The 24,077-nt window shown below is 67.0% G+C and carries 29 protein-coding genes; 3 read left to right on the top strand and 26 right to left on the bottom strand.

Annotation, left to right across the window (positions count from 1 at the left end):
• Positions 1 to 47: 47 nt before the first annotated feature.
• The 3 genes from AC5P98_RS18910 to AC5P98_RS18900 form a co-directional block, all read right to left on the bottom strand.
• Complete coding sequence (locus tag AC5P98_RS18910) at positions 48 to 641, bottom strand: mechanosensitive ion channel domain-containing protein (protein ID WP_014647275.1); 594 nt, start codon at positions 639 to 641, stop codon at positions 48 to 50.
• A gap of 6 nt (positions 642 to 647) precedes the next feature.
• Complete coding sequence (locus AC5P98_RS18905; protein WP_012480369.1) at positions 648 to 1,514, bottom strand: glucose 1-dehydrogenase; 867 nt, start codon at positions 1,512 to 1,514, stop codon at positions 648 to 650.
• Positions 1,515 to 1,615: 101 nt separating this feature from the next.
• On the bottom strand, positions 1,616 to 1,999 hold the full coding sequence (locus AC5P98_RS18900; protein WP_495230148.1) for a sensory rhodopsin transducer: 384 nt from the start codon (positions 1,997 to 1,999) through the stop codon (positions 1,616 to 1,618).
• Positions 2,000 to 2,058: 59 nt separating this feature from the next.
• Between AC5P98_RS18900 and AC5P98_RS18895 the strand changes: the two genes are divergently transcribed.
• On the top strand, positions 2,059 to 3,045 hold the full coding sequence (locus AC5P98_RS18895) for a TIGR03885 family FMN-dependent LLM class oxidoreductase (RefSeq protein ID WP_049406852.1): 987 nt from the start codon (positions 2,059 to 2,061) through the stop codon (positions 3,043 to 3,045).
• Here the strand turns inward: AC5P98_RS18895 and AC5P98_RS18890 are convergent.
• Positions 3,015 to 4,601 carry an alpha-amylase family protein gene (locus AC5P98_RS18890; RefSeq protein WP_049406855.1) on the bottom strand — a complete coding sequence of 529 codons (1,587 nt, stop codon included), beginning with the start codon at positions 4,599 to 4,601 and terminating at the stop codon, positions 3,015 to 3,017. The two genes, AC5P98_RS18895 and AC5P98_RS18890, sit on opposite strands and share 31 nt — an antisense overlap.
• Before the next feature lie 159 nt (positions 4,602 to 4,760).
• On the opposite strand from AC5P98_RS18890, the gene xth reads away from it, so the two are divergent.
• Positions 4,761 to 5,555 (top strand): exodeoxyribonuclease III, encoded by a 795-nt coding sequence (gene xth, locus AC5P98_RS18885; protein WP_049406857.1) that lies wholly within the window; start codon positions 4,761 to 4,763, stop codon positions 5,553 to 5,555.
• On the opposite strand, the gene AC5P98_RS18880 is transcribed toward xth, so the two are convergent.
• The 9 genes from AC5P98_RS18880 to AC5P98_RS18840 form a co-directional block, all read right to left on the bottom strand.
• Entirely contained in the window at positions 5,556 to 7,274 is a 1,719-nt protein-coding gene (locus tag AC5P98_RS18880; RefSeq protein ID WP_049406861.1) for a sensor domain-containing diguanylate cyclase, read from the bottom strand.
• Between the two features lie 119 nt (positions 7,275 to 7,393).
• On the bottom strand, positions 7,394 to 7,588 hold the full coding sequence (locus AC5P98_RS18875; protein WP_014647268.1) for a hypothetical protein: 195 nt from the start codon (positions 7,586 to 7,588) through the stop codon (positions 7,394 to 7,396).
• Entirely contained in the window at positions 7,588 to 8,223 is a 636-nt protein-coding gene (locus AC5P98_RS18870; RefSeq protein WP_049406897.1) for a DNA-3-methyladenine glycosylase, read from the bottom strand. The genes AC5P98_RS18875 and AC5P98_RS18870 overlap by 1 nt, the downstream gene beginning before the upstream one ends.
• Before the next feature lie 72 nt (positions 8,224 to 8,295).
• Complete coding sequence (locus tag AC5P98_RS18865; RefSeq protein ID WP_049406865.1) at positions 8,296 to 9,255, bottom strand: cation diffusion facilitator family transporter; 960 nt, start codon at positions 9,253 to 9,255, stop codon at positions 8,296 to 8,298.
• Positions 9,256 to 9,324: 69 nt separating this feature from the next.
• Positions 9,325 to 9,909 (bottom strand): AprI/Inh family metalloprotease inhibitor, encoded by a 585-nt coding sequence (locus tag AC5P98_RS18860; RefSeq protein ID WP_049406868.1) that lies wholly within the window; start codon positions 9,907 to 9,909, stop codon positions 9,325 to 9,327.
• 189 nt (positions 9,910 to 10,098) lie between these two features.
• On the bottom strand, positions 10,099 to 10,356 hold the full coding sequence (locus tag AC5P98_RS18855; RefSeq protein WP_014647264.1) for a hypothetical protein: 258 nt from the start codon (positions 10,354 to 10,356) through the stop codon (positions 10,099 to 10,101).
• Positions 10,353 to 11,705 (bottom strand): membrane protein, encoded by a 1,353-nt coding sequence (locus AC5P98_RS18850; RefSeq protein WP_049406871.1) that lies wholly within the window; start codon positions 11,703 to 11,705, stop codon positions 10,353 to 10,355. Before AC5P98_RS18850 ends, AC5P98_RS18855 begins: the two co-directional genes overlap by 4 nt.
• 20 nt (positions 11,706 to 11,725) lie before the next feature.
• The gene (locus AC5P98_RS18845) at positions 11,726 to 12,865 is read right to left on the bottom strand and encodes an SPFH domain-containing protein (RefSeq protein WP_014647262.1); all 1,140 of its coding nucleotides are present in this window, start codon (positions 12,863 to 12,865) and stop codon (positions 11,726 to 11,728) included.
• Positions 12,866 to 12,997: 132 nt separating this feature from the next.
• Positions 12,998 to 13,261, bottom strand: coding sequence for a CD225/dispanin family protein (locus AC5P98_RS18840; RefSeq protein WP_041863485.1), 264 nt, complete (start codon positions 13,259 to 13,261; stop codon positions 12,998 to 13,000).
• Positions 13,262 to 13,921: 660 nt separating this feature from the next.
• Between AC5P98_RS18840 and AC5P98_RS18835 the strand changes: the two genes are divergently transcribed.
• The gene (locus AC5P98_RS18835) at positions 13,922 to 15,409 is read left to right on the top strand and encodes an AraC family transcriptional regulator (RefSeq protein ID WP_049406874.1); all 1,488 of its coding nucleotides are present in this window, start codon (positions 13,922 to 13,924) and stop codon (positions 15,407 to 15,409) included.
• Between the two features lie 59 nt (positions 15,410 to 15,468).
• Here the strand turns inward: AC5P98_RS18835 and AC5P98_RS18830 are convergent, their stop codons facing one another.
• The 13 genes from AC5P98_RS18830 to AC5P98_RS18770 form a co-directional block, all read right to left on the bottom strand.
• Positions 15,469 to 15,915, bottom strand: a complete 447-nt coding sequence (locus AC5P98_RS18830; protein ID WP_014647259.1) for a hypothetical protein — start codon at positions 15,913 to 15,915, stop codon at positions 15,469 to 15,471.
• Positions 15,912 to 16,991: a hypothetical protein gene (locus AC5P98_RS18825; RefSeq protein WP_049406877.1), complete on the bottom strand. Its 1,080-nt coding sequence runs from the start codon at positions 16,989 to 16,991 to the stop codon at positions 15,912 to 15,914. Before AC5P98_RS18825 ends, AC5P98_RS18830 begins: the two co-directional genes overlap by 4 nt.
• Before the next feature lie 20 nt (positions 16,992 to 17,011).
• On the bottom strand, positions 17,012 to 17,359 hold the full coding sequence (locus AC5P98_RS18820) for a hypothetical protein (RefSeq protein ID WP_046430815.1): 348 nt from the start codon (positions 17,357 to 17,359) through the stop codon (positions 17,012 to 17,014).
• A 47-nt stretch (positions 17,360 to 17,406) separates the two neighbouring features.
• Positions 17,407 to 17,991, bottom strand: a complete 585-nt coding sequence (locus tag AC5P98_RS18815) for a RebB family R body protein (protein WP_049406879.1) — start codon at positions 17,989 to 17,991, stop codon at positions 17,407 to 17,409.
• Positions 17,988 to 18,224 carry a RebB family R body protein gene (locus AC5P98_RS18810; protein WP_032957589.1) on the bottom strand — a complete coding sequence of 79 codons (237 nt, stop codon included), beginning with the start codon at positions 18,222 to 18,224 and terminating at the stop codon, positions 17,988 to 17,990. The genes AC5P98_RS18815 and AC5P98_RS18810 overlap by 4 nt, the downstream gene beginning before the upstream one ends.
• A 70-nt stretch (positions 18,225 to 18,294) precedes the next feature.
• Positions 18,295 to 18,567, bottom strand: a complete 273-nt coding sequence (locus AC5P98_RS18805; protein WP_005416651.1) for a RebB family R body protein — start codon at positions 18,565 to 18,567, stop codon at positions 18,295 to 18,297.
• Between the two features lie 60 nt (positions 18,568 to 18,627).
• Positions 18,628 to 18,894 (bottom strand): RebB family R body protein, encoded by a 267-nt coding sequence (locus tag AC5P98_RS18800; RefSeq protein WP_006446865.1) that lies wholly within the window; start codon positions 18,892 to 18,894, stop codon positions 18,628 to 18,630.
• A 26-nt stretch (positions 18,895 to 18,920) separates the two neighbouring features.
• Positions 18,921 to 19,190, bottom strand: coding sequence for a RebB family R body protein (locus AC5P98_RS18795; protein ID WP_005416649.1), 270 nt, complete (start codon positions 19,188 to 19,190; stop codon positions 18,921 to 18,923).
• A 43-nt stretch (positions 19,191 to 19,233) separates the two neighbouring features.
• Positions 19,234 to 19,524 carry a RebB family R body protein gene (locus AC5P98_RS18790; RefSeq protein WP_005416648.1) on the bottom strand — a complete coding sequence of 97 codons (291 nt, stop codon included), beginning with the start codon at positions 19,522 to 19,524 and terminating at the stop codon, positions 19,234 to 19,236.
• 301 nt (positions 19,525 to 19,825) lie between these two features.
• Positions 19,826 to 21,118 (bottom strand): transporter, encoded by a 1,293-nt coding sequence (locus tag AC5P98_RS18785; RefSeq protein ID WP_049403916.1) that lies wholly within the window; start codon positions 21,116 to 21,118, stop codon positions 19,826 to 19,828.
• A gap of 49 nt (positions 21,119 to 21,167) precedes the next feature.
• Entirely contained in the window at positions 21,168 to 21,917 is a 750-nt protein-coding gene (locus tag AC5P98_RS18780; RefSeq protein WP_049403918.1) for a hypothetical protein, read from the bottom strand.
• 13 nt (positions 21,918 to 21,930) lie between these two features.
• Positions 21,931 to 22,635 carry a C39 family peptidase gene (locus tag AC5P98_RS18775; RefSeq protein ID WP_049403920.1) on the bottom strand — a complete coding sequence of 235 codons (705 nt, stop codon included), beginning with the start codon at positions 22,633 to 22,635 and terminating at the stop codon, positions 21,931 to 21,933.
• Between the two features lie 99 nt (positions 22,636 to 22,734).
• Positions 22,735 to 24,051, bottom strand: a complete 1,317-nt coding sequence (locus AC5P98_RS18770) for a FapB/FapC family functional amyloid domain-containing protein (protein ID WP_046430796.1) — start codon at positions 24,049 to 24,051, stop codon at positions 22,735 to 22,737.
• Positions 24,052 to 24,077: the final 26 nt, after the last annotated feature.

Genomic DNA, 24,077 nt, shown 5'->3' with positions numbered 1-24,077 from the left:
CTGCGCTGCGCGCAGCGAGCCGAGCATGGGCTCGGCTCTACAGCTGCTCAGCGCACCTTGCCCTTTATCGGCAGGCTGCCCGGCAGCTGCGAATAGCCGCTGTCACCCCAGTGCCGGGTGATGCGCTGGAAGAACAACGAGTTCGGCACGCGCAGCAGGCAACCGCGCGCGCCTTCGCCACGGTCACTCAGCGTGGTGTAGATCAGGTTGATGTCCACCACCTGGCCGCACAGGCCCGGCTTGTCCACGCTTTCCAGCACTTCGATCGTGTCGTTGATGCGGAACGGGCGCGTAGCCACGATCAGGAACGAGCAGAACAGGTTGGACAACACGCTCCACGCGGCAAAGAACGCCACCGCACCGACCGCCATGAACCCGGTCAGCGCGGTCCACAGCACCGAGCGCGAAACGCCCAGCCGCTCCAGTATCAGCAGCGCGGCCGCCAGATACAGCAGCAATGCACCGCCGCGGCGCAGGCCCACATGAAGCTCTGGAGCCAGCCTGCCGCGCTGCCGGGCCTGCACGAGCAGCCACGCCAGTGCACGCACCATCAGCCAGGCCACCCCGAGAATGACCAGCACCTCGGCCACCGGTACCACCACCAGCAGCCAATCCGCGATCCAGGCAGGCAGTCCGGCCATGGGCGGTCACAGCGTTGCCGCGCCGCCGGAGATGGTCAGCAAGGCACCGGAGGTATAACTGGCGCTGTCCGAAGCCAGCATCACGTAGGCCGAGGCCAGTTCCGCGGGCTGCCCGGGTCGGCCGAACGGCGTCTGCGAGCCGAATTGCTCGACCTCTTCGGCGGCCATGCCTGCCGGAATGAACGGTGTCCAGATCGGGCCGGGCAGCACGGCGTTGACGCGTATCTGGTGCTCGGCCAGCAGGCCCGCCAGCCCCAGCGTCAGGTTGGCGACGGCGCCCTTGGTCGCAGAGTACGGAAGGATGTTCGGGGTCGGTCGCTTCGAATTGACCGATGCGGTGTTGATGATCGCGCCGCCACCGCGCAGGTGTGGCACGCACAACCGCGTCAGATTGAACACGGCATGGACATTGGTATCGAACGTCCGCTTCCAGTCATCCAGGGTGATGTCGTCGAAGTGCTCGTAGTAGCGCTGGTAGGCCGCGTTGTTGACCAGGATGTCGAGACCGTCCAGCTCGCTGGCCACGCGGTCGACGAGCGAGCGCGCCTGCGCCGGGTCGCTGATGTCACAGGGTACCAGCACGGCCTTGCGCCCGGCCTGTTCGATCTGCTGCTGCACATGGCGGGCGTCGTCCTGCTCGCCATCAAGAAAGGCGATGGCGACGTCGGCACCCTCGCGCGCGAAAGCGATGGCCACCGCTGCGCCGATGCCGCTGTCACCGCCGGTGATCAGTGCCTTCTTGCCCTGCAGCAGGCCATGGCCGCGGTAGCTGTCCTCGCCGTGGTCCGGCCGCGGCTGCATCTGCGCGGTCTTGCCGGGGAAGGATTGCTGCTGCGCCGGGAAGGGCGGACGTGGGTAGTCGGGCAGGGCCATCGTCACTCTCCGAAAGGGAACCTGGCGGCAGTCTCGCTCGGAGCGGGTAAACGGCCGGAGGGCGCGGTGTCGTGGCAGCGTGGACGACTGCGCACGGTGCTTCACAACGGATGGGCGATCGTGGTCATGATGCTGTTGGCCGGCTGCCGTGAATCCAGCCGCGTGTGCTGCACGATGATCGGCTGGTCGGATTCGATGAGGGTGGCGAAGCCGGTGCCGCGTGGTACCGGCGCCGGATCCTGCAGGTCGTTGAAGCGCAGGTGGCAGGTGCGTCGTGCTGGCACGGTGATCCGGTAGGGACCGACAGGATCGCGGTCCTCGGAGTAGAGGGTCAGCGTGACATGCGCGTCCTCGTTGCCCGCATTGAGGACGCAGCAGGTCTCGTGACTCTGCATCTCCGGCGACGGGCCGTTGCTCCAGGCTGGAATGTAGCCTTCGGCGATAGCCCAGCGTCGATGCCCGATGCAGGAAGTGTTCGTTTCCATGACGCCGTTTTAGCTGGAGGGGTGTTGCCATCGTGTCCAGTCCCCGCACGGAATCCGTGATGACCATCGGCTACCACGCATCGCATGAGCAGTTCCCGCCCGCCACCTTGCTGGGCCTGGCGCTGCGCGCCGAACAGGCGGGATTCGAGGCTTTGATGTGCTCGGACCATTTCCACCCGTGGACGACCGCGCAAGGGCAGTCCGGCCACAGCTGGGTATGGGCCGGCGCGCTGGCGGTGCAGAGCGCATTGACCCTGGGCATGGTGACCTGCCCGATGCTGCGCCAGCACCCGGCATTGGTGGCACAGGCAGCGGCGACGCTGGAGCAGTTGGCGCCGGGCCGGATCTGGCTGGCGCTGGGTACCGGCGAGGCCCTGAACGAGCGCATCACCGGCCAGCCGTGGCCAGCCAAGCGCGAGCGGCAGAAGGCATTGCGCGATGCGGCCGAGGTGATGCGGCGGCTGTGGGGCGGCGAGCAGGTCGACCACGACGGTGGCTTCCGGGTGCGCCAGGCACGGCTCTACAGTCGCCCGGCGCTTCCCCTGCCGCTGCTGGGTGCGGCCGTCACCGAGGAAACCGCACGCTGGATGGGGGGCTGGGCCGATGGCCTGATCACCATCAGCCAGCCATTGGCGCAGTTGCGGCGTGTGGTGGCGGCGTTCGAGGACGGCGGCGGCAGGGGCAAGCCGATGTACCTGCAGGCCAAGCTCTCCTACGCGCGCGCCGAACAGGCGGCGCTGGAAGGCGCGATGGAGCAGTGGAGCGCCAACGTGCTGCCGCCGGAACTGGCCGAAGGCCTGGACCAGCCCGAACAGTTCGAAGCACAGGCCCGATCGGTCAGCGCCGAGGTGGTGCGCGAGCACGTGCATGTCTCGGCAGACCTGGGCCAGCATCGGGCCTGGCTGCAGGAGCTGCAGTCCCTGGGGTTCGATCGCATCTACCTGCACAACGTGAACCGCGAGCAGGAACGCTTCATCGACGACTTCGCCGAACACGTACTGCCTGCGCTGCGCACTCAGGCACCCTCGGCAGCCAGCCACGTATAGCCATGGCCCTGCAGGTAGCAGCGGCGACCCTGCAGTTTGGCGCCGTGGCCCACCAGCGTGTTCAGCGGGCCGCGCAGGGGCACGTCCACCTCGACCGGCTCGTCGCCGAAGTTGATCAGTGCCAGTGCCTGATGAGGTGCCTCACCGTAGCGGAGCATCAGCAGCGCAGGTGAGGGTGGGTCGAGCGTGTGAGGACCCTGCTGCAGCACGGAATGTGCATTGCGCTGCTGCAGCAGCTCGCGCACCCGCAGCAGCAGTGAACCTGGCGTCGCGCGTTGCGCCTCGACGTTCACCGTGCGGTAACCGTAGGGGCCGTCTGCCGGTGGCGCGCGCCAGGCATGCCGCGGTTCGTCGGTGAACCCAGCCCCTGGGCCGTTATGCCAGTGCATCGGCATGCGCACGGCATTGCGTTCGGGCAGTTCCAGGCAATCACCGAGGCCGATCTCTTCGCCATAGCGGATCACCGGCACCTGGCCCAGCGACAGCAGCGCCGCCCAGGCCATGGCCTGCCATGCGATGTCGCCCTCCAGCATCGGTGCCAGCCGGCGGCGGATGCCACGGCCATAGATGCGCATGCCACGCTCAGGAGCGAAGCGTTCCATCACCGCTTCGCGCTCATCCGGCTCCAGCTGCTCCAGGTCCAGTTCATCATTGTTGCGCAGCCAGGCAATGCGTGTGTCCGGCGGCGCGTGCGGGCCGTACTCGGCCATGACCCGCGCCACTTCGCTGGCATCGCCGCGTGCCAGTGCCAGGAAGAAGTGATTGTTGAGGTGGAAATCCAGCAGGTGCGAAAGCCGCCGCCCGTGGCACAGGAAGTCACCGTAGTGGGACGCGCGGACATCCGCTTCGCCGATCAACGGCAGCCCTGGCTGCTGTGCGTCTGCCGTCGCGCGCATCGCCTCCAGCAGCCACAGCCCGTCGTCGCGCGGGTCCGCGTGGCGGGCGCGCTCGACCATGTACGGGACCGCGTCGACGCGGAAGCCGGCCACGCCGCGCTGCAGCCAGAACGTCATTACCCGCAGCAGTTCCTCGCGTACCGGCGCATGCGCCAGGTCGAGGTCTGGCTCGTGCCGGTAGAACATGTGCCGGTTGAACGCGCCGGCCTCGGCATCCCAGGTCCAGACAGAGGCCTCGATCGGCGGGAACATCGGCTGCAGGCCGTCGTCAGGCATGTGGTCGCTCCACAGGTACCAGCGGCGCCAGGCCGGGTCACCCTGCTGCGCGGCGACGAACCACGGGTGCGCGCTGGCGGTGTGCTGCATCACCAGTTCGACGATGATGCCGATGCCACGTGCGTCGGCGGCATCGACCAGGCGCTGGAACGCGGCCTCGTCGCCCAGGCGTGGATCGATACGGTAGTGATCGGTGACATCGTAGCCACCATCGCGGCCGGCGTTGCAGTAGAACGGCAGCAGCCAGACATGGCTGATGCCAAGCCACTGCAGGTAGTCCAGCTTTTCCGTGATGCCATCCAGCGTGCCCCAGCCGCGGCCGTCGCTGTCGCGGAACAGGTAGGGGTCGATCTGGTAGATGGCGCGCAGTGGACGCACCGCCATGGGCTTCTCCGGCACTGTTCACGGGTGACCAGCCTGCTGTCGCGCGTGGCAGCGGTTCGTGAAACGAATGGCACCGCATCATGACGTGGCATCCACGGCTCGTGCATGCCCGGGCGCGCAGAGTGAATGCTCATTCCCGGCACCGAGGAGGCTTCCTGCATGGCCCGACGCAAGACGCTTCGTATTGCCACGTTCAACGTCAACGGCATCGGCACGCGCCTGCCACAGCTGCTGGACTGGCTGCACAGGGAATCGCCGGACGTGGTTGCCCTGCAGGAACTGAAGGCGACCGACGCGGCGTTTCCGGCTGCGTCATTGGAGGAGGCTGGGTACGGTGCGCTCTGGCAAGGTGAGGCGCGCTGGAACGGCGTGGCGCTGCTGGCCCGGGGGACCATGCCGGTCGAGAGCCGCCGCCGATTGCCGGGCGAACCCAAGGATACGCAGAGTCGCTACCTGGAGGCGGCGGTGCACGGCGTCATCGTGGGTGCCCTCTACCTGCCCAACGGCAACCCGCAGCCCGGACCCAGGTTCGACTACAAGCTGCGCTGGATGGAACGCCTGATCCGGCATGCACGCAGCCTGGTCGAGCTGCCGCACCCGGCGCTGCTGCTGGGTGATTTCAACGTGATTCCCACCGAAGCCGACGTCTACGACCCCAAGGCCTGGCGGCGCGATGCGCTGTTCCAGCCCGAGGTTCGCGATGCCTTCGAGCGGCTGCTCGCGCAGGGCTGGACCGATGCGCTGCGGAAGGTGCACGGCGACGCCACGATCTACACCTTCTGGGACTATTTCCGCCAACATGCGGAGCGCGACCGTGGGCTGCGCATCGATCATCTTCTGCTGAATCCCGTACTGGCGGAGCGACTGAAGGACGCTGGCGTCGACCGTTGGGTGCGTCTGCAGGAGAAGGCCAGCGACCACGCGCCGACGTGGGTGACGGTGCGGGCGGCGTGATCAACGCGCGGCAGGGCCTTCGCGCCGCTCGCGGCGCACGCGCGCGCGGGTCCGGTAGAGGCGGCTGTCCGCCTTCTGGATGGTGTCGGCCACAGGCTCACCGGCCGTATTGATGGCTGCACCCATCGAGAAAGCGCTGGGCGACAGCGCAGCGTGGTCCTGGTACCAGTGCTCCAGTTCGCTCAACCGGCCATCCGCGGGCGCGACCAGTACCACCATGAATTCGTCGCCGCCCAGCCGCACCACCGTCTCCTCCTTGCCCAGTGGCGAGCGCAGGAAGGTGGCGAACTCGACCAGGACGGCGTCGCCGCGGCGGTGGCCCTGGGTGTCGTTGATGTGCTTGAAGTGGTCCAGATCGAACATCACGCAGGCCCAGCGCTCATCAATCAGTTCATCCAGCCGGTGCAGGTAACGCCGGTTGTAGCACTGCGTGAGGGGATCCTTGAAGGACATTTCGCGCAGCTGCTGCTCCTGCATCCTCAGCGCGGTGACGTCCTGTGCATGCCCCAGCACGTAGGGCGGGCTGGCCTCGCTGTCGAGCACGTTGTGGTACGCCCAGTAGTGGCGCGTACCGTCGGCGGCAATCAGCTCGATCACGCCAGCGTCGGTGTGGTTCGCCTGGATCCGAGCGAGGTAGGCCTTGAAGCCCTCGCGTTTTTCCGGTGGCATCAGGTCGCACAGGCTGCGCCCGACCATCTGGCTTTCCTCGAAGCCCAGCGACTGCACCGCCGCGGGATTCACCGAGGTCAATGTCCCGTCCAGCGTGTGGGTGCAGATCAGGCCCAGGCTGTAGTGGAACAGCCGCCGGTAGCGGGTCTCGCTCGCTTCCAGCGCGTCGAGCGCGGCTCGCTCGTCCGTGATGTCCTGGATCGCCCCGACCAGGCGCGGATGGCCGTCGACCTGTTGCCGGCTGCCGACCACCCGGGTCCAGATCGCGCGCCCGTCGGCGGTGGTCATTGGCAGCTGCACCTCCCAGGACGTGCCTTCGTCGATGCAACGCTGCACTGCCGCGCGGATGATGTTGCGGCTGTCTTCGCGATAGAACGACAGCGCGGTGTCGAGCGTCGGTTCAAAGTTGCTGCGCACGCCGTGCAGCTGCTTGGTCTCGCGGGTCCAGCGCACTTCGTTGGTGACCAGGTCCATCTCCCAGCCGCCCACCCGGGCGGCGCGGTTGGTCCGCTCCAGGAAGTCTTCGCTGCGTTTCAGCTCGCGATGCAGCGCTTTCGCCTGGCCAACCTGCGCCATCAGGGTACTGCGCTGTTCCAGCACCTGGGTGGTGACCCGCGCCAGATGCACCATCAGTTCGCGCTGGGAGGGGGACAGCACGCCGGGCATCGGGTCGAGCAGGCACAGCGTGCCAATGCGTGCACCATGGGCCGAGCCCAGCGGGATGCCGGCGTAATGCCGGATGCGCGGCCCGGCGGTCACCAGGGGATTGGTCGAGAAGCGAGGGTCCTGGCGCGCGTCGGGTATCTCGAACAGCTCGTCGTGGCGGATCGCATGCGTGCAGAAGGAGATCTCGCGGGCCGTTCCGGTGACGCCCTCCAGCCCGATATTGGCCTTGAACCACTGCCGGTCTTCGGCCACCACGGTGATCAGTCCCATGGTCATGCCGGTCGCGGCGCGGGCGGCGGCGACGATGGCATCGAACACCGGCTCAGGGGGCGTATCCAGCAGGTGCAGTCGGTCGATTTCGAGCAGACGTTCGGCTTCGTCCATGGCGCTTTTCAGGGCTGGGTGGCGAGGGCGGTTGCGGCGGCTGGCTGGCGCTACGCTAGTGCGCATCGCGTTATGTATCGCCATGGCGGAGTGATGCCGATGTGAGGTGCCGCGCCCGCTCAGTGTTGCTGGAGCGATGCCTGCAGGGCGGTGGCCAGTGCGGCATCGCCGGATACCAGGTCCTGCCAGCGTAGCGTGATGCCCTTGCGTCGCCCCTTTTCGACCAGCTTGAGGCCTTCGGGGTCCACAGTGAGGGTATGGGGCCGGCCATCGATGTCCAGTTCGCGTCGCAGTGGTTTGTCGAGCGGGGTCATCATCGTTTCCTCGCAGGGGCGGGAGTACGCCGTGGCTGAATCGATACGTGACGATTGTCACGGATGTGCCAGCGCCAAGGAAAATCGACCGCGCGGGTGATGCCGATGCGTGGACCAATTGCCGGGTCGGACGGAGGCGGGGTCCCATCGCTTGCGATCACGATGCCATGGCTGCCAGTCACCAGGTCGGCGCCGTCGAAACTGCGGTCCAGCCCGAATGCCTGCGAGAGCTTGCCGGGGCCGCTGGCCAGATCGTGGTCCCGGCGCGCGGCGGGGCGCAGCTCGTGCATGCGCTCAAGGCCCGCCAGCGGCTCGACGGCCCGCAGCAGCACCGCCACGCCTTCACCGACCTCTCCGCAGACCACGTTGCTGCCCCAGTGCATGCCGTAGGTGAAGTAGACATACAGGTGGCCGGCCTCACCGAACATGCTGGCCGTGCGCGGCGTCTGCCCGCGATAGGAGTGCGCCGCCGGATCGACGCTGCCCGCGTACGCTTCGACTTCAACGATGCGACCCGTTCGGCCATCGTCACGGACCAGAAGTTTGCTGAGCAGCTCGGGCGCAACCTCGACGGGCGGGCGCCGGTAGAAGCTGCGCGGGAGGATCTGAAGAGAGGCGGGCAACCAATCCGGCACGGTAGAGGCAGGCTCGGGCAGATGTTGGTGGCACTGTGGCATTGGACTGGTGAAACGGGCGCAGACGCAGCGTCATTCCGGCGCGGGCGGTGCCGCCAGCGTGGCGCGCCGGGCGGCGTAGACCTCGGGCGTCTGCGGCTTGATGAACAGTGCCACCAGCTCCGGATACTCGCGCTTTACCGCCGTTTCGATGCGGGTGATGCAGGCTTCAATCTGTGGGGTGTGCCGATCGTCCTCGAACTCGGCGCTGAGCATGGCCACGACCTGTTCCGGTCCCATCTGCATGGTGGTCACGCCGTTCGCGCGACGCAGGTCCGGATCGGTTTCGGCCACCGCCATGATCCGCTCGGCCACCGCAGGATGGGCAGGCTCTCCAACCAGCAGGCCCTTGGTTTCACGGGCCAGGAGGAAGGCGGTTGCGGCCAGCACGCCGGCGATGCACAGCGACGCCACGCCATCAAGCACCGGCATATCCAGCACCTGCGCGGCCACCAGGCCGATCAACGCGAAGCCCAGCCCGAGCAACGCAGCGCTGTCTTCCAGCAGTACGGTGAAGGTGGACGGATCCTTGCTGCGGCGGAAGGCTTCGAAGTAGCCAAGTCTGCCTTTGGTACGCCGGAACTCGCGCAGCGCCACCCACCAGGAGGCCCCCTCGAAGAGGATGGAAATGCCCAGCACGCTGTAGCTCAACGCGTGGTTGGTAGCCGGCTCCGGCCGGCGAATGTGCTGGATGCCCTCGTACGCCGAGACGCCGGCGCCAGCGGCGAACACCAGCAGGGCGACGATGAAGCTCCAGAAGTACAGCTCGCGGCCATACCCGAATGGATGTACCGGGTCTGGCGCCTTGCCGGCACGGCGCAGCCCGTACAGCAGCAGGAGTTCATTCAATGTGTCGACCAGCGAATGCACGCCCTCACTGAGCATGGCCGAGCTGCCGGAGATGCCGGCAGCGATGAACTTGGCGATGGCAATGGCCAGGTTGCCCGCGAGGGCGGCATAGATGACCAGACGGGAACCGGTGGGAGCGGACATTTCGGCGGCGGGGCGGGGCGGACGCCTGATCTTCCCGATCAGCGCGTGCCCATTGCGTGCACGGCGCGATCAGTGCCCCTTGGGATTGAGGTACAAACGCGCCCCATCCGATTCACGGTAGCCCGTCCAGCGCCCACCGCCTGACGCGCGGAAGCGCCCGTACACGGTGTTGCTGGTGTCGGTGAGCAGCAGCTGGTTGCCCGACAGTACCCAACGGTTGGCCGAGAAGAAGCCATCCGGGCAGCCGGCGGGCACGTAGGCACTGTAGCCGCCGAACCACTCGATGTTCTTCAGCTCGATGGAGCAGGTGTTGCCGTTCTCCTGGCCCAGCGTCCAGCTGCCGAACAGATCGCTGTCGCGCACATCGCGGCCGCCACGGTGGCGGTCGCGGCCCCAGTCGTCGTTGTCGTCGTGGAAACCGAAGCCCACGTCGATCTCTTTGCTTTCGCTGCGTGACCCGGACTGCGAGCTCCCGCTGGTGGTGGTCTGGGTGGTCACCGCGCCACTGCTCTGGGTCTGGGTGCTGCTGGATTGCGTGGTCTGGTCGGTGTGGGTGGTCTGTTCGCCGAAGCCGAACGAGGCGTCCTGGGCCAGGGCGGGCAGGGCCAGCCAGCACAGCGCGGACAGGCAGGTACGGGCGAGCACGGCAGCCATTGCAGCATCCTCGGAAGGGTGGACCGCGCGAGTATCGAACCGGTGGGGCGGGAGACGGTGTGAGGGTGTGCGCGGCGGCAGCCCAGCGAAGGGTAGTGCCGGCCGCTGGCCGGCTCCCACTTGGCACCCAGGAACCGAAGGAATGCCGGCCAGCGGCCGGTACTACCCGCAGCCAGGCAGGGCCTGGCGCTACGGGTCGGGCTTTACCCTGACCACCCGTTTCCGGTACTCATACACATTGTCACCGCGGATACGCTTTTCCTCGGTGCCGGTAACCCGGCCTACCTGCTGGTCCGAGCCGGTGACCGGCTTGGCCTCGATGGCGGTCTCGTGCTCGAAGGAGTGCGATTTGTCGGTGTTGCGGTAATAGCGGTACAGCGCCCAGTACAGCGCGGTTGCGCCGGCCGGACCTGCCGCCAACAGCCAGAGGCCACTGTCGTCGCTCATGTCGATGCCACCAGGAAGGCAATTGCGAGGGCTTCAATGACGGTGCCGGTGGCCAGTGCCGCCAGCAGCATCTTCCATTGCTGCACGGGCACGCTGCCCATGGTTTCGCCGGTACGGCCGTTCACCGCGATGTAGTGCAGCATGCCGCCGTTCTTGCCGGGCTGGTGGTAGGAGTACAACCACACCGGCAGGTACATCGACACCCAGCGGGTGCCATGCACCTCCAGCTGCTCCTGTTCCCAGCGCACGCCACGGTTGTAGCGCTTCACCGAACCTTCCACCTGTGCGCGGGCGATCGACAGCAGCTGGTCCTCCAGCCGCGGCCGCAGCTTTTCCACATCCAGGTTGCGCTTTTCGGAGGTGAAGCCGGTCAGGTACGAGGCGTTCCATTTCACCGCGTTCTTGGTATCGAACGGCAGGATGGTGTTGATGATGTTGTTGGTGTTGGCGCGGGTATCGAGATTCCCGCGCTCGGCGGAGGATTCCAGTGGCAGGTCATCGACCGTGAAGTCGACCTGGCGCTCGACCTGGTAGACATCGGCGTCGTACAGGGTGCGCTTGTTCTTCTCGCTGCCCACGGTGTACTGCCGGGTCTGGATCTCACCCTTGCCGGCCACGGCCGCGCTGACATTGCTGTCGACGATCATGTAGGGCAGGAACACGCCCACCACGTTTTCCGGGGTGAACTGGTCCTTGAATGCCTTCAGCGCGAACATGCGGCGCTTGTCGACGAACTGGCGGATGCGCGCGACCGCATCGTCCTTCCTGATATGGAAGGGCAGCACTGCATCGGGCACCGCGCCGTTGGCGATCTGCTCGTTGACGCCGAACACATGGCGGCACCAGTGGCAGCGCGCCGTCATCGTACTCTCGGTATTGACCGTGACTTCAGCGCCGCACCCGGTGCATTTGAACGTCATCAGTGCCGAGGTGTCGGCGTCGATGTCACGTGCGCCAGAGGCAATGACCGTACCGCGCAGCTGGTCGATGGCCTCGCCCAGGCCGAACTCTTCCTCGACGCGTGCGCCATGCCATTCGTGACGGCAGTACAGGCAGACCAGGATGTCGGTGCCGGCCTTGGGCCGGATGTCGGTGGCACCGCACTTCGGGCAGCGGTTGAGGCCGTCCTTCAGCTCGCTGGCCGACGTATCGATGGCCACCGGGTCGGGCGCTTCCACTTCATCACGGATGGCCTGTGGCAGTTTCGAGGTGTCCAGCGGGAAGCTGCCGGGCAGGGGAGGGACGTCCTGCGGCGAACCGGGCCCATCCAACGACGCCGCCGGCAAGGGCGGCGGCGTCGCGGGTACGGATCCGGGCAGCGGCGGCGGGCCGTTTCGGGGATCGGACATGTTCGTTGTGCGTCCTGCTGTTACAGGCCCAGTGCCTTGGCCTTCAGGGCGTCATAGTCGCCCTGGGTGATCAGGCCCAGATCCAGCATTTCCTTGGCCTTCTTCAGCTTGGCCACCGGGTCGTCGGCAGCCGGGGCGACCGGCTGCTGCATGCCGCCGACACCGAACATGCCCGAGGCCATGCCGACACCGACCAGGCCAGCCGCTCCGCCGTTCTCGCCGGCCGACTGGATGCCCTGGGCGACGCTGGCCTGCAGGTTGGAATTGCCGCGCGAACCCGACAGGGCATCGGCGCGCTGCACGGTCTTCAGCAGTTCGCGGGTGTTGGCGTCGTACTCGATCGAGACGATGGCGGTCTTGACGATGGCCAGGCCGCGGTCGGACTTCCACTGGTAGCCCTGCTCGACGGCGGCAGACAGGCTCTGTGCAAAGCCCAGCGAATCCTGCTGCAGCTTGGTGATGCGGTTGCCCTTGCCCGGGTCGTTCGTGTACAGGCTGAAGGCCGGGGCCAGCGAACCGACCACTTCATTGAACAGCTGGCTGGCGGCGGCGTTGTCCAGGTCGGTGAAGTCGAACACCTGGCCCGGCTGCAGGTAGCTGGCCGGCACGAAGTTCTTCACGAACAGGATCGGGTCGACGATCTTCAGCGTGTACGAGCCACGCGTGACCGCACCGACCTGGGTATTGAGGAAGCCGTCGTCCCAGTAGATTTCCGACTGGGTACCGAAGCGGTTGTCCGGCAGTTCCTTCAGCGACACGAAATACGCCGCCTGCTGCGAACCCGGCTGGCCGCCGAACTTGAAGCGCTCCCAGCTCTGCTTGATGAAGGTGCTGACCAGGCCGTCGCCGGCGAAGATCGACTGCGAGTTCAGATCATCCGAACGCCACTCGTAGCCACCCGGTTCGGCGACGAACGCGGTGATCGCGCCGTCCTGGAACAGCAGCAGGCCGTAGCCCTCCGGCACGATGATCTTCGAGCCGTTGGTGATGATGTTGGACGAGCCGCTGGTATTGGAGCCGCGGCCGGCATTGGTGCCGCGCGGTACCGCCGCGAACAGGGCCGCCGTCGAGGGCAGGCCCGTGGGCACGGTGTAGAAGTCCTTCCACTGGTCGGCCAGCACACCACCCACCGCACCCTTCACCGCCTGTACCAGACCCATGTCCAACTCCCTGTGATTCGAGGGCAGGCACCATGCCTGCCGAGCTGGACTGACTATAGAGGAGCGGGATGGGCCGCCGCCACCGCCGCGCGCGCCTGCCATTCATCATGGCGCGACGGCGACGGCAGGCTTTCAGGCCATGCCGCGCGCGATCAGGGCATAGCCGATCATCAGTGCCAGGCACAGTGGCAGGGTGAGGAAGGAGGCGATCATCCAGCGCAGCGCCTTGCGCGAAGCCTCGGTGGCCGCGCCGATCTGGCCGCTGGCGACCAGTGACGTGCTGCGGTTGGCGTAGACGGTGGCGACGATGCCGAACGGCCAGAAGCCGGCGATGATGCTCAGGATGGCCCACATCAGGTAGTTCCTGGGGGGCACGGGTGGCGGGGTGCGGTCCATGCGGTCGATCTCCTTGATCGTGCTGCGGTCGGGAGCGCGAGTATGCCGACAGGCCGGGTGCAGCGGAAGGCATGCCACGCGTGCGTGGTGCGCAATCTTCTGCTGGTCGATGGGTCATTGATCGGGGGAGGCGGCGCGGCAGGCAGGCGCGGTGGCCTGCGGGCCTGGGCGAGCAGGCGGTGCAGCCGTCACGGCGGCGCAATACGTGCCCGCCCCTGGTTCGCTCAGACGGGTTGATCATCAGCGTGGATGGAATCCCGGCGCCTTGCCTTCACCTGCTTTGCGGTGCTCGGCGCACGGAAACGCGGGCGACAAATATCCGGCGCGGATATTCACGTCATTATCATGCTTATTTTCTGGAAACTCGTTTCCCATAATCCAGGGACGCGATGGCCGGAACACAGGGAGCGCCGCGTCACAGGAAGTGCCGCCCTGTGGCGCACGACCCCGGCCTGGACGACGTCCGCCTTGCCGACCTCCAGCAGCGATGGCAGTTCCCGGCACTGCGGGAGCGGACAGCGTGCACGGCACCAGCGGTGCGACCAGCGGGTACGGCATGCGGCGTGGACGTCGCAGCATCCCGCGATGATGCCGGAGGGCCTGCATCGCGAGATCGCCCGTTGCAGATGCATCGGGTCGCCATTCCAAAGGGGAGTTTCGATGCACAGGCAAGTCAGTGAGATGCTGCAGCGCGCTTATCGGCCCTATCCGTCATTGCCCGAGCTGCTGGGCGCGTTCGTGAAGGAGCTGTCCCAGCACAAGGTGATGCGGGGTGGCCAAGTGCGGTTGCGTGGTGCGGTGGCAGGGGCAGCTGCCGGGTTGCCAGCTGCGTCCGGGCAAGAGGTTTCCTTGCAGCGGGTTCCCATCCGCTATGGCGGCGAGGTGTTGGGTGAGCTGCACCTGGAGGGCGAGAAGGGCCGGCTGGATGGTAGTGCCCTGGCGCTGGGGGAGCAGTTTGCCCAGCGTTGCGCGCATCTGATCAAGCGCTACGAAGCCAAGGCCTGGGCCGAACAGGCATTGAGCCGGCCGCTGTTGCTGGTCGGCGCCGGCGAGGCGCTGAAGCAGATGGATGAATTCGTGGAACGCGCGGCGGCCAGCCCGTTGCCGGTCCTGCTGCGCGGCGAGTTTGGTACCGAGAAGATGGAGCTGGCCGCCGCCCTGCACAGTGGCGGCCCTTCCCGGCAGGGCCCGTTTGTGGAGGTGAACTGTGTTCACCCGCTGGGCGAAGCCAGCGACTGGTTCGCGCGCGCACAGGGCGGGACGCTGTACTTCCACGAAGTCGACGAACTGCCGGTGCCGCTGCAGGGGCAGCTGTCACATCGCATGCGTGGGCTGCCTGCCGCTCAAGCTGAAGCGCTGGCGGCCGGCCCGATACGGGTGATCGCGTCGACCAGCGCGGACCTGGAACAACGGGTGAGAGAGAAGCAGTTCTCGCGCGCCCTGCTGGCCGGGCTGGAGTTCCTGATCGTGGATATTCCGCCGCTGCGCGAACGGGTGGAGGACATCGGCGCGCTGGCGGCGCGTTCGCTGGAGCTGCATGGATTCAATCCCCGCGTGCTGGGCGACGATGTGCTGGAAGCCCTGTGCGCGCACGACTGGCCCGGCAATCTGCTGGAAATGGAGCGGGTGGTGGTCCGGCTGGCGGTGATGACCGGTGGCCGATGCATCCGTCGTGAGGATCTCGCACGCCACGCGCCGGATCTGGCTGCGGGCCACGTTGCCAGCGATGCCGGGCGCGCTCCGCAACGGCTGCCCGCGGTTGAGCAGACCGTCGGTCCTTCGCCCGCGCAGCCGGATACGCCGCGCGCAGCGCATGAAGGCCTGCACGACGGCCTGAAACGCGCCCTGGCCTACCTGAAGGACCATGCCGCGGAGCCGCTCACCTTGGGCGACCTCGCTCGCCAGGCCCACGTCAGCCAGTCACACCTGGGATTCCTGTTCCGCAGCGAGCTGGGCACGACGTTCAAGCTGCTGCTGCAGCAACTGCGCATCGAGCACGCCAAGCAGCTGCTGCGGGATGGGCAGCGCCTGCGCATTACCGATGTCGCACTGCAGGTCGGCTTCGGTGACCTGAGCCACTTCGAAAAGAGCTTCCGGCGCGCGGTAGGGGTCAGCCCGCGCAGCTACCGGCGAAGCCCGCACCAGTAAAAGCAACGCCCCGGTGCAGGCGCGGGCCTGCCCGGGGCGTTGGGATGGCAGATGCGGCGTCAGCGCGCGTTGGCTTCGGCAGCGCGCTGCACGGCCTGTTCGGCCGCTTCGTCCGCGCATCGCGCGGCCTCGGCGGCGGCCTCGACCGCGCGTTGCGAAACCTTCATCGCGGTGCGGATGCCTTCTTCACTGGCAGCCATTGCGGCGTCCGCCAGTTCCTGGGCGATCTCCATCGGGGTTCTGCCCGCCGGATGGGCGGGAGTGGGCTTGCCGGGAAGCGGGGTCGGGAAGGTCATCGTCGGTGCTCCTGCTGGGGATGAGGGGGGAACACCGTCGCTGCGCTCCCCCAGGATGTGGCGCAATGCCGCCTGGGCATCGGCCAGGATCTTCTGCGCCTGTTGCCGGGCCGCCAGGCGTCCGGCAGCAACGGCCGCGCCGGCTGCCGAAGCAAAGGCCTCTGTTGCTGCCTGCACGCCATCGCCATCTGGCGCCGGAGCCGGGTTCACACTGCATCCTTCTGATAATCCACCCGCGCTTCATCGCCCAGGTAGCGGCGGGTTCGGCGGTAATCCTGCAGGGTGATCACATTGTCCTCCACCTGTATCAGCGCCTTCGCTCTGGAACCATCGATCGCGAACTGCACGCTGGCACCGTCCTGGCCGAGCCGGCCACGGGAAACCGGATGTTCGTTGAGGAATTCCTGCGCATCGCGCAGCTGCCACCGCGCGGCCTCGCGCAACCGGCTGTCATCCTGCAGCAGTTCGGGTTCGTCGTCGAAGCAGGCCGCCATCTGCTGGGCGGCCAGCGAGATGCGGGCGTAGCCGATCTGCCGGTTCGCGGCCAGGCTTGCGTCGATCGCCTCGCGCACCTGCTCTGGCGACGGCAACTGTGGCAGCTGCGGCCCGTCCAGGAAGCCGAACAGGATCGGCAGCACCTGCTGCAACGCACGGGTGGCACGCGTCAGCCGATGCTCGCGGCTGCCACCCCCTGCGCTCACCCGCTGGTAGAAGCGGAAGTAGTCGGCAAACTCGATGGGCCTGCGCGCGTGCAGCAGCGCGAAGCCGGCAGCGGCGGCCAGGTCGTCGCGCCCTGCTGCGGACATGTCCACCTCACGGGCCAGCTGGTGGAGCGCCACCGATTCGCGAAAGTCCAGCTGCTGCAGCAGGGGGGCGTCGGCCGCGCCGATCGAAGCCAGGAACGCGCGCGAGGCGCCGAGCTCGGCGTTGGTCAGCAGCCGGTGTTTTTCCAGCACTCGCTGTGCCTCGTTGTGCGACAGGCGTGTCTCGTCATCAAACTCCATGTTGCGCAGGGCACCGAGGTCGCTGGCACCAAGGCTGAGCAGCTTGACCGGGCCGATCTGCAACCCGGTGCGCGGCAACCATGTCATGCGCGAACCGTGCAGGCCCTGTTGCACCCCATCGAGCATCGTGCCCTCGTCGGAGAAGGCGTAGCAGTGCTCATGCGATTCCATGGCCCACTTCAACCAGTGCTCGCCGCCGTCGATGAACTGAAGGACATGCCTGCAGGATTGACTGATCAGGTTGGCCTGGGGGATGGAACGACCGGCAATGAAAATGCTCATGCGTGGATCTCCTGGCGGCCTCACTGGGCCGGAAATTCCTTGAGGACGGTCGCAGCGGCATTGCCGACGCGGTTGAAGTCGGCGGTGGCCCCCTGCATCATGTTCTGCGCCTGCGTGAGCACCCTTGCATACTTTTCGTCCCCCGTCGCCAGGTACTGGGCCATGGCCACGCCGGCCGCTGTGGTCGCGATGGTTGAGACATTGCGCAGGGCGTCGGCGGCATCCTGTACGGCGATCGCCGCAGACTGGGCCACCGACTGGTAGGCCTTGCCGGCACCACTGGTCGTCACGACGGTCGCTGACATGGTGGCCGTCTGCACCTGGTTGATCACATCGATGATCTGGGCGTTGACGTTGCTCGGGTCCATACGGGCTCCTTGATGGGCGGGTGGGGCCGCAGGCGGCCTGCAGTCTGTCAGGCCCCGGCGTCAGCGTCGTCCGCCGGGGAAGGGGAAGGGGAGTCTGGCGCGGGATCCTGGGCGGGACCTGCGTCCGGATCCGGACCGGACGCGGGGTCGGGCGCAGGACCGGGCGCGGGCGCTGCCGCATTGCCTGCAAGCGTTTGGAGTGCATGCAGGCTGCTGGTAGCGGCCGCAGCGTCGGCAGTGGCACCGTGGGTCTGTGCCTGCAGGACGCTGATGGCGGTCTTTCCTTCTGCGGTGGCCGCGGCGATCACCGCCGCAGGCGAAGGGGGCGCCGGCACCGGGCCGGGCAGGGGGATGACCTGCGGTGGTGGCGGCGGAGGGGGTTCCGGAGCGGGTGGCGGAACCGGCCAGGGAGCGTTGATCATCTTCGCGCAGGTGGCTGTCACCGCTGCGTTGCTGACCATGCCTGCACCCTGCTGGCGCGCGACGGCGTTGTGCATGGCGGTGCCCAGCGTCTCCAGCATCACCATGTCCAGCATGCTGAAGGACTGCGCCGGACCCTGGGCCACCAGCAACGTCGAGGCGGCGCTGACGCTGTCGACGATCTGGCTGTTGACGGTGTTCTCACTGCTCATGACGGAACGGCTCCCTTCTGGATGATCAGGGCCAGGACCTGGGCCAGGCTTGCGCCGGCGGTCACCTGGCCGCGTTGCTGGTTGGCCACCGCGTTCTGCATTGCCAGGCCGAGGCTGTCGGCCATCGCCAGGTAGGTGGCGGACATCGCGAACGAGGGGGCAAGGGCGATCGCCACACCGGATCCGGCGCTGGTGGTTGCCAGCAGGTAGCCGGTGGCGGGCGATGCGGCCATCGATCAGGGGCCCGACGTGACGCCGCCCTGGGCGGGGGCGCGGTGGTTGGCGTCACGCCGGGCCGACACGTCAGCGCAGGCCCAGGATTTCGCGGGTGGCCACGCCGTTGGAGGCGGTGTCGATCGCATACAGCGTGGACACCCCCTGGGTGGTCGACGCCTGCATGGTCACGTAGGACTGCTGCTGGTTGTTGGTGGCGTTGTGCGCGGCGTTGGACAGCGCCTGGCTGGTGGCCACGAACAGGTTGCCCATTGCGATGGCCGGCGCATCACCAAGCACCTTGGTGTTGACCTGCGAGACCGAATCGGTGATCTGGCTGTTGACGGCGGTGGGAAATGCCATGGTGGAAGCTCCTAGGGTGGACAGCACTACAGGAACGGAGATTGCCGGCACTCAATGGAATCAGCCGAGAATCTTCCGGGTGGCGGCGCCGGTGGCGCCGGTATCGACGGCGTAGAGCAGCGCGACGCCCATCGTGGTCGCGGCCTGCGCCGTGACATACATCTGCTGCTGGGCAAGCGTCGCGTTGTGGGCGGCATTGGCCAGCGCCTGCGCGGTGGCCTGGTACAGCGTGCCCATTGCCGTGGCAGGCGCCACGCCCAGCACCTGCAGGTTGGCCTGGCTGACCGAGTCGGTGATCTGGTCGTTGACGGCCGTGGGAAATGCCATGGCTCAGCTCCTTGCCTGCCGGCGCATCACGCGCCGAGGATCTGCTTGGTGGCCACGCCGGTGGTGGCGGTGTCGATCGAGTACAGCGTGGCCACGCCCATGGTGGTGGCCGCCTGCGCCGTCACATAGGACTGCTGCTGCGCATTGGTGGCGTTGTGGGCGGCGTTGGCCAGCGCCTGCGCAGTGGCCTGGTACAGATTGCCCATGGCCACGGCGGGCGCGTCGCCCAGCACCTTGGTGTTGGCCTGGGTGACCGAATCGGTGATCTGGTCGTTTACAGCGGTCGGGAATGCCATGTCGATCTCCTTGAGGTTGGCGGGTCAGCGATGGAACGACAGATCAGGAGCCCAGGCCGCGGACGCGGGTGCTGAGGATTTCTTTGCTTGCTACCGCCGTGGTGGCGGTATCGATCGAGTACAGAGTGGCCACGCCCATGGTGGTGGCCGACTGCGCGGTGACGTAGGACTGCTGCTGCGCGTTGGTGGCGTTGTGGGCGGCATTGGCCAGCGCCTGTGCGGTGGCCTGGTACAGATTGCCCACTGCCACGGCGGGCGCGTCGCCCAGCACCTTGGTGTTGGCCTGGGTGACCGAGTCGGTGATCTGGTCGTTTACCGCGGTTGGAAATGCCATGTCCTGCTCCTGCGAAAGGGTGGAAGTGCGTGGTATCCAGTGTCACGGTGCGTTGCCTGCAGCGGCCTGGGCTTCACCGTGGGGCCAGAGTAGGAAATGGCGCCGCCGCCGGATTGGCGGAATCGACGGAGAATGCGGTGGGATCACCGTGAAGGTGCGGCGTGAATACGGCGGAACTGATGATCATCGCCGTCGTCGCCAGCGCTGGCGCGTTGCCCTGGAGCACACACAGGGCCTGCGCGTGGGCAGCGCGATCCGGCGGCGAGGGGCTGTCGGCCACAGCGTCGCCGGATCGGGCGGGTCAGAGCATGTAAGGGATCTTGAACGCCAGCGTGAAGTCCGGTGCATCCGGGGTCAGCCCGATGCCCAGCAGGGTCACCAGCGTGGTGTGCTGGTTGAGCGCATACGTCACACCCAGATTCAGTGACGCCGCGTTGGCGTCGCTGCCAATCACTTTCATCCACTTCCCGCCCTGGAAACGGGTGGAAGCGCGGGCGCTGATGCGGTCGCTGAAGGACAGGCTGAGACTGGTGCGCTCGTTGAACGCAAAGGCCACGCCGGCGCCGAAGTAGACCGAGCCGCCGAGCTTCACGTCACCCGGGTTGACCGTGTCGGGGTTGCTGTCGATGTCACTGAAACCACGCGGGAACGAATGCACGTAGCCGAGGTTGGCGAACAGGATCGCCGGATCGGCTGTCTTGACCATCGACAGCCCGACGTTGGCCTGCCACACGCCATTGCCGGTCGGTTGTTCCTTGGGCACGGCGAAGCGGATGTAGTCATCGTCATCGCGCTCGATCACTTTCCAGTCTAGGCCGTAAGGTGCACGCCCGGTGGGCGCGGTCACTCCGGCGGTGAGTACGGCTTCCGGGCGCCAGCCGCGCTCGCCGAACAAGCGGTAATGCGCACTCAGGCCGATATCGCCCAGGCCGTTGCCATTGGTTTCTTCCTGCGCGATCGCGGCCGCCGCACCGCCGGCACCGCCCTTCTGGTAGACGGTGCGCCGCGCCAGGTATGGCACGTCCAGGTTGAGCGTCAGGTTCGGGCTGACGCCCCAGCGCGCGGCCAGATTGTAGGTGAGCGAATCGGACTCGACGTTCTCGATGGCGATGTTGCCGAGGAAGATCGCATCCAGCGCCAGGAAGCCATTGAGGGTGAGCTGCTTGCGGTCGTAGCGGGCGTAGGTGAGGCTGTTCTCGACGGTGAAGCGGCGCGAGAACAGCGCCGACTGCTGCTGTTTCACATCATCCACGCTGCGCCGCGATTCCTGCTTTGCCTGCTGCGCCTCGGCGGCACTGCTGGCATAGCCTTCGCTGCCCGGTGACGTCTGTAGGGTCGAGCCATGCTCGACGGGCGCAGTCGTAGACGGGGCCATCGGGCCAACCTTCCCACTCAGGCGCGCCTGCATCGCCTGCACCTGCATGTCCAGTTCGCGCAGCCGCCGCACTTCCTGCGCGTAGTTGGATTTCAGCTGCTCCAGCTGGTTGGCCAGCGCCTGCACGTCGGCGCCATCATCCGCCGCGGGTGGCGCGGCGAAGGCGGTGCCCGCCAGCGCCGCCAGCGCCAACGGGGTGATCCTCATCAGGGTGTGCATGTTCGTGTCCTGCGTTGTGGAACGCTTCCCCCAACGCCGTGCCGTGGTACTACCGGCCCGGCCCCATGCCGCGGTTCATCGCAATCGCCTGGGCCACGTTCTGGCTCAACGGCAGGTTGCCGCCCGCGGTATCCCGCACCAGCTCCAGCCGCAGCTGGTTGCTGGCGATCTGGCCGTCACCGGCCAGGGCGATGCCCTGGCCGACGCTGCCGTTGCGTATCCATTGCTGGACCAGGCCCTGGCCATCTACCTGCAACAGCAGGCGTGCCTGGTTGCCGTCGAGCACCGCAGAGGCCGAGACGCCTGCGGCGTGTGCGCTGATCGAATGGGCACCGTCACCCGGCAGGGCCGGCACCGCGCCATTGCGTACCACCAGCGTGGTCGCATTGCGGGCGACGTTGCCATCGCCGGCCACCTGCACGCTCTGCACCACGCCGCTGGCGTTGGCCAGGCCGCTTCTGTCGATGTGGCGACCCTGCGTGTCCGGCAGCGGCGCATCTGCGGCGGTGACGTGCACGCTGGGCTGGAAGCTCATTTTCGGGCTGCCTCCGCCGCGGAAGTCCATGCCCAGGGTCAACGCACCCTGCAACACGCTTCCGTTGCTGGCCTGCCACTGCGAGACCATCGTCACCCCGAACCAGGCGACGGTATTGCCGCCCACGGTGTAACGGCCCCGCATCAGGTTCAGTTCTGGATCCGGGATTTCCTTCAGGCCGCGCCCGGGCGCCGCGTCCGCCGCCTGCAGGGGCAGGGCGGGGCAGGCCAGCAGCAGGACCATCAACAGGCGGTGACGGAACATGGCGGAACCTCCTTCAGAACAGGTCGGCGTGGCTGAAGCCGAAGTCGACCAGTTCGGCATCGGTGATCGGCCCCTGTCGCGCGTAGAGCGCGCGGGCACTGGGCCGTTCGCTGGGTTGCAGCAGGACCGTGTTGCGATCGAAATCGCTGCCGATCACCACGAAGACGGCACGCGATGGCCACGCAGCGAGGAATTCAGGCAGCGCCAGGCTGCGGTTGCCGAGGATGGGATCAGCCACCTCGACCACACCGTCGCGCACCTGCTTGAGCACCACGAAGTGGCGGAAGCCGCGCACGTCCATCAGCACAAGACCGGGAACGCGAAGCGTGCGCAGGCGTGTTTCATCGATACGATAGCCGCGCCCGCGCATGCCCAGCGATTCCACGTAGCGCTTGATGTCGAGCAGCGAGAAACCACGCTCGGCCACCAGCGCTGGATCGGACACCCCCATCATTCCTTCGATCACGGTCGCTTCGTCGGTCTGCAGGTGATAGGCATGGCGCAGGATGGTTGCCAGTGCGGCCGCCCCGCAGCTGTAATCGGTGTGCTGCCGCACCACGTTGCGGTAGCGCCGTTCCTGCATGCTTTCCACCTTCTGCTGCAGCAGTGCGCCATTGGGCAGCACGGCGGCGAAGCCGACGTCGCCCGCCCGCGCCGATGCACCGCCCAGCAACAGCAGCCAGGCCAGCAGGCATATCGACAGACGGTGGCCGATCATCACGTTCTCCAGCAGCAGGAGGGAGCCCCTGCCCCAAGGGGGAGGAGGAACAGGGGCTCCCGGGAACCCGGCCATTGGCGGACGGCCGGGGTGGTGCACTTACTCGCCGTTGCCGCCACCACCGCCGGTGCTGGGCTGGGCTACGGCCAGGGCCAGGCTGTTGGCCTGCAGGTTGCCGGTGCCCGCCGCCACGTTCACGCCGATGTTGCCGGAGGCGCCGGAGAAGGCACTGCCGGACAAGGCCGACGTGTTGGTGGCGTTGACGTTCACCCAGCGCGTGGTGCTGACCGTGCCGCTCAGGCTGGCGTACAGATCGGCCACGCCCAGTTCGACGAACTGGCTGGTGCCGCTTTCACGCGTATCGAAGCCCAGGCCGCCCACCCCCGGCCGGTTGGGGTTCATCGTGGCGTTCTGGATCTCGTTGTCCAGGTCGATGTGGCCGGTACTGTTGCCACCCGGGTGCGGCAGTGCGCCGTTCCACGTATCCAGGTAATAGTTGGCCATCTGGTAGGCATTGCCGGTGCCGCGGTAGGTGCCGGCGCCATAGCCCCACGTCAGGCCGCTGACGCCGCCATGCAGGCCGACCTGCACGGTATCGGTGTAGGACTGCACGAAGCCGGCATTGCTGACCGTGTTGCCGGTGGAGACCTGGTTGGAGCTGATGCTCGACTGCGCCACCGCCGTGGTTGCGACCGAGGCCGCGAGCGCGTTCTTCTGCTCGTTGTTGTTGCCCGAGGCGATGTTGACGCCGATGTTGCCGGACGCACCGCCGAAGGCATTGCCACCGAGACCTGCGGCATTGGTGACGCCGGAGTTCATGGTGGCGTTGCCGAAGCCGGCCTGGTTGACGAACACCTCGGCGTCGGCCATGCCGAAGCTGAAGGACGCATCGGCAGCGGACAATGACGCGGCATTGTCCTGGGCGTTGTTGTCCCCCGATACCACGTTGAAGCCGAGGTTGCCGGAGGCGCCGGCACCCACGCTGTCACCGATGGACGCACTGTTGGTGACCAGGCTGTTGCTGGTGGCGTTGTTGCTGATCGACTGGCGGTTGTCGATCACCGCAATGGCCGCCGAGTCGAGGTCGATGTCGCCGGTGATGGTGGGGTCGCCGGAGAAATTGACGTCGGTGCTGAGGCGCAGGTCCTTCTCCAGGTTCACGTCGACGCCGTGGTTGTTCTTTTCCTTGCGCTCGTCGGCCTGGATGGTGCTGTGCTTCTGAACATTGACGTTGACGGTGCGGTTGCGTACGTCGTTGTCGGTGTGGTTGTGGGTGTCGTTGCGGGTTTCGCTGACGGTGTGGTTGTGGTTGATGTTCGCGTTGGCGTTCTGGTTGTCCCAGCCATTGGCCGCAGCGGCGGTCGAGGCAGTGGCAATCGCCATGGCGAGCATGGTCCGTTTGACGGTCGCTTTCATGGTGCCCTCTCTCTCATCGGGTGGTG

The organism is Stenotrophomonas sp. YJH_SMC_135 (assembly GCF_059372355.1).
Note: the sequence above shows the minus strand (reverse complement) of the source record. Positions and strands in the feature narration are given on the sequence as shown.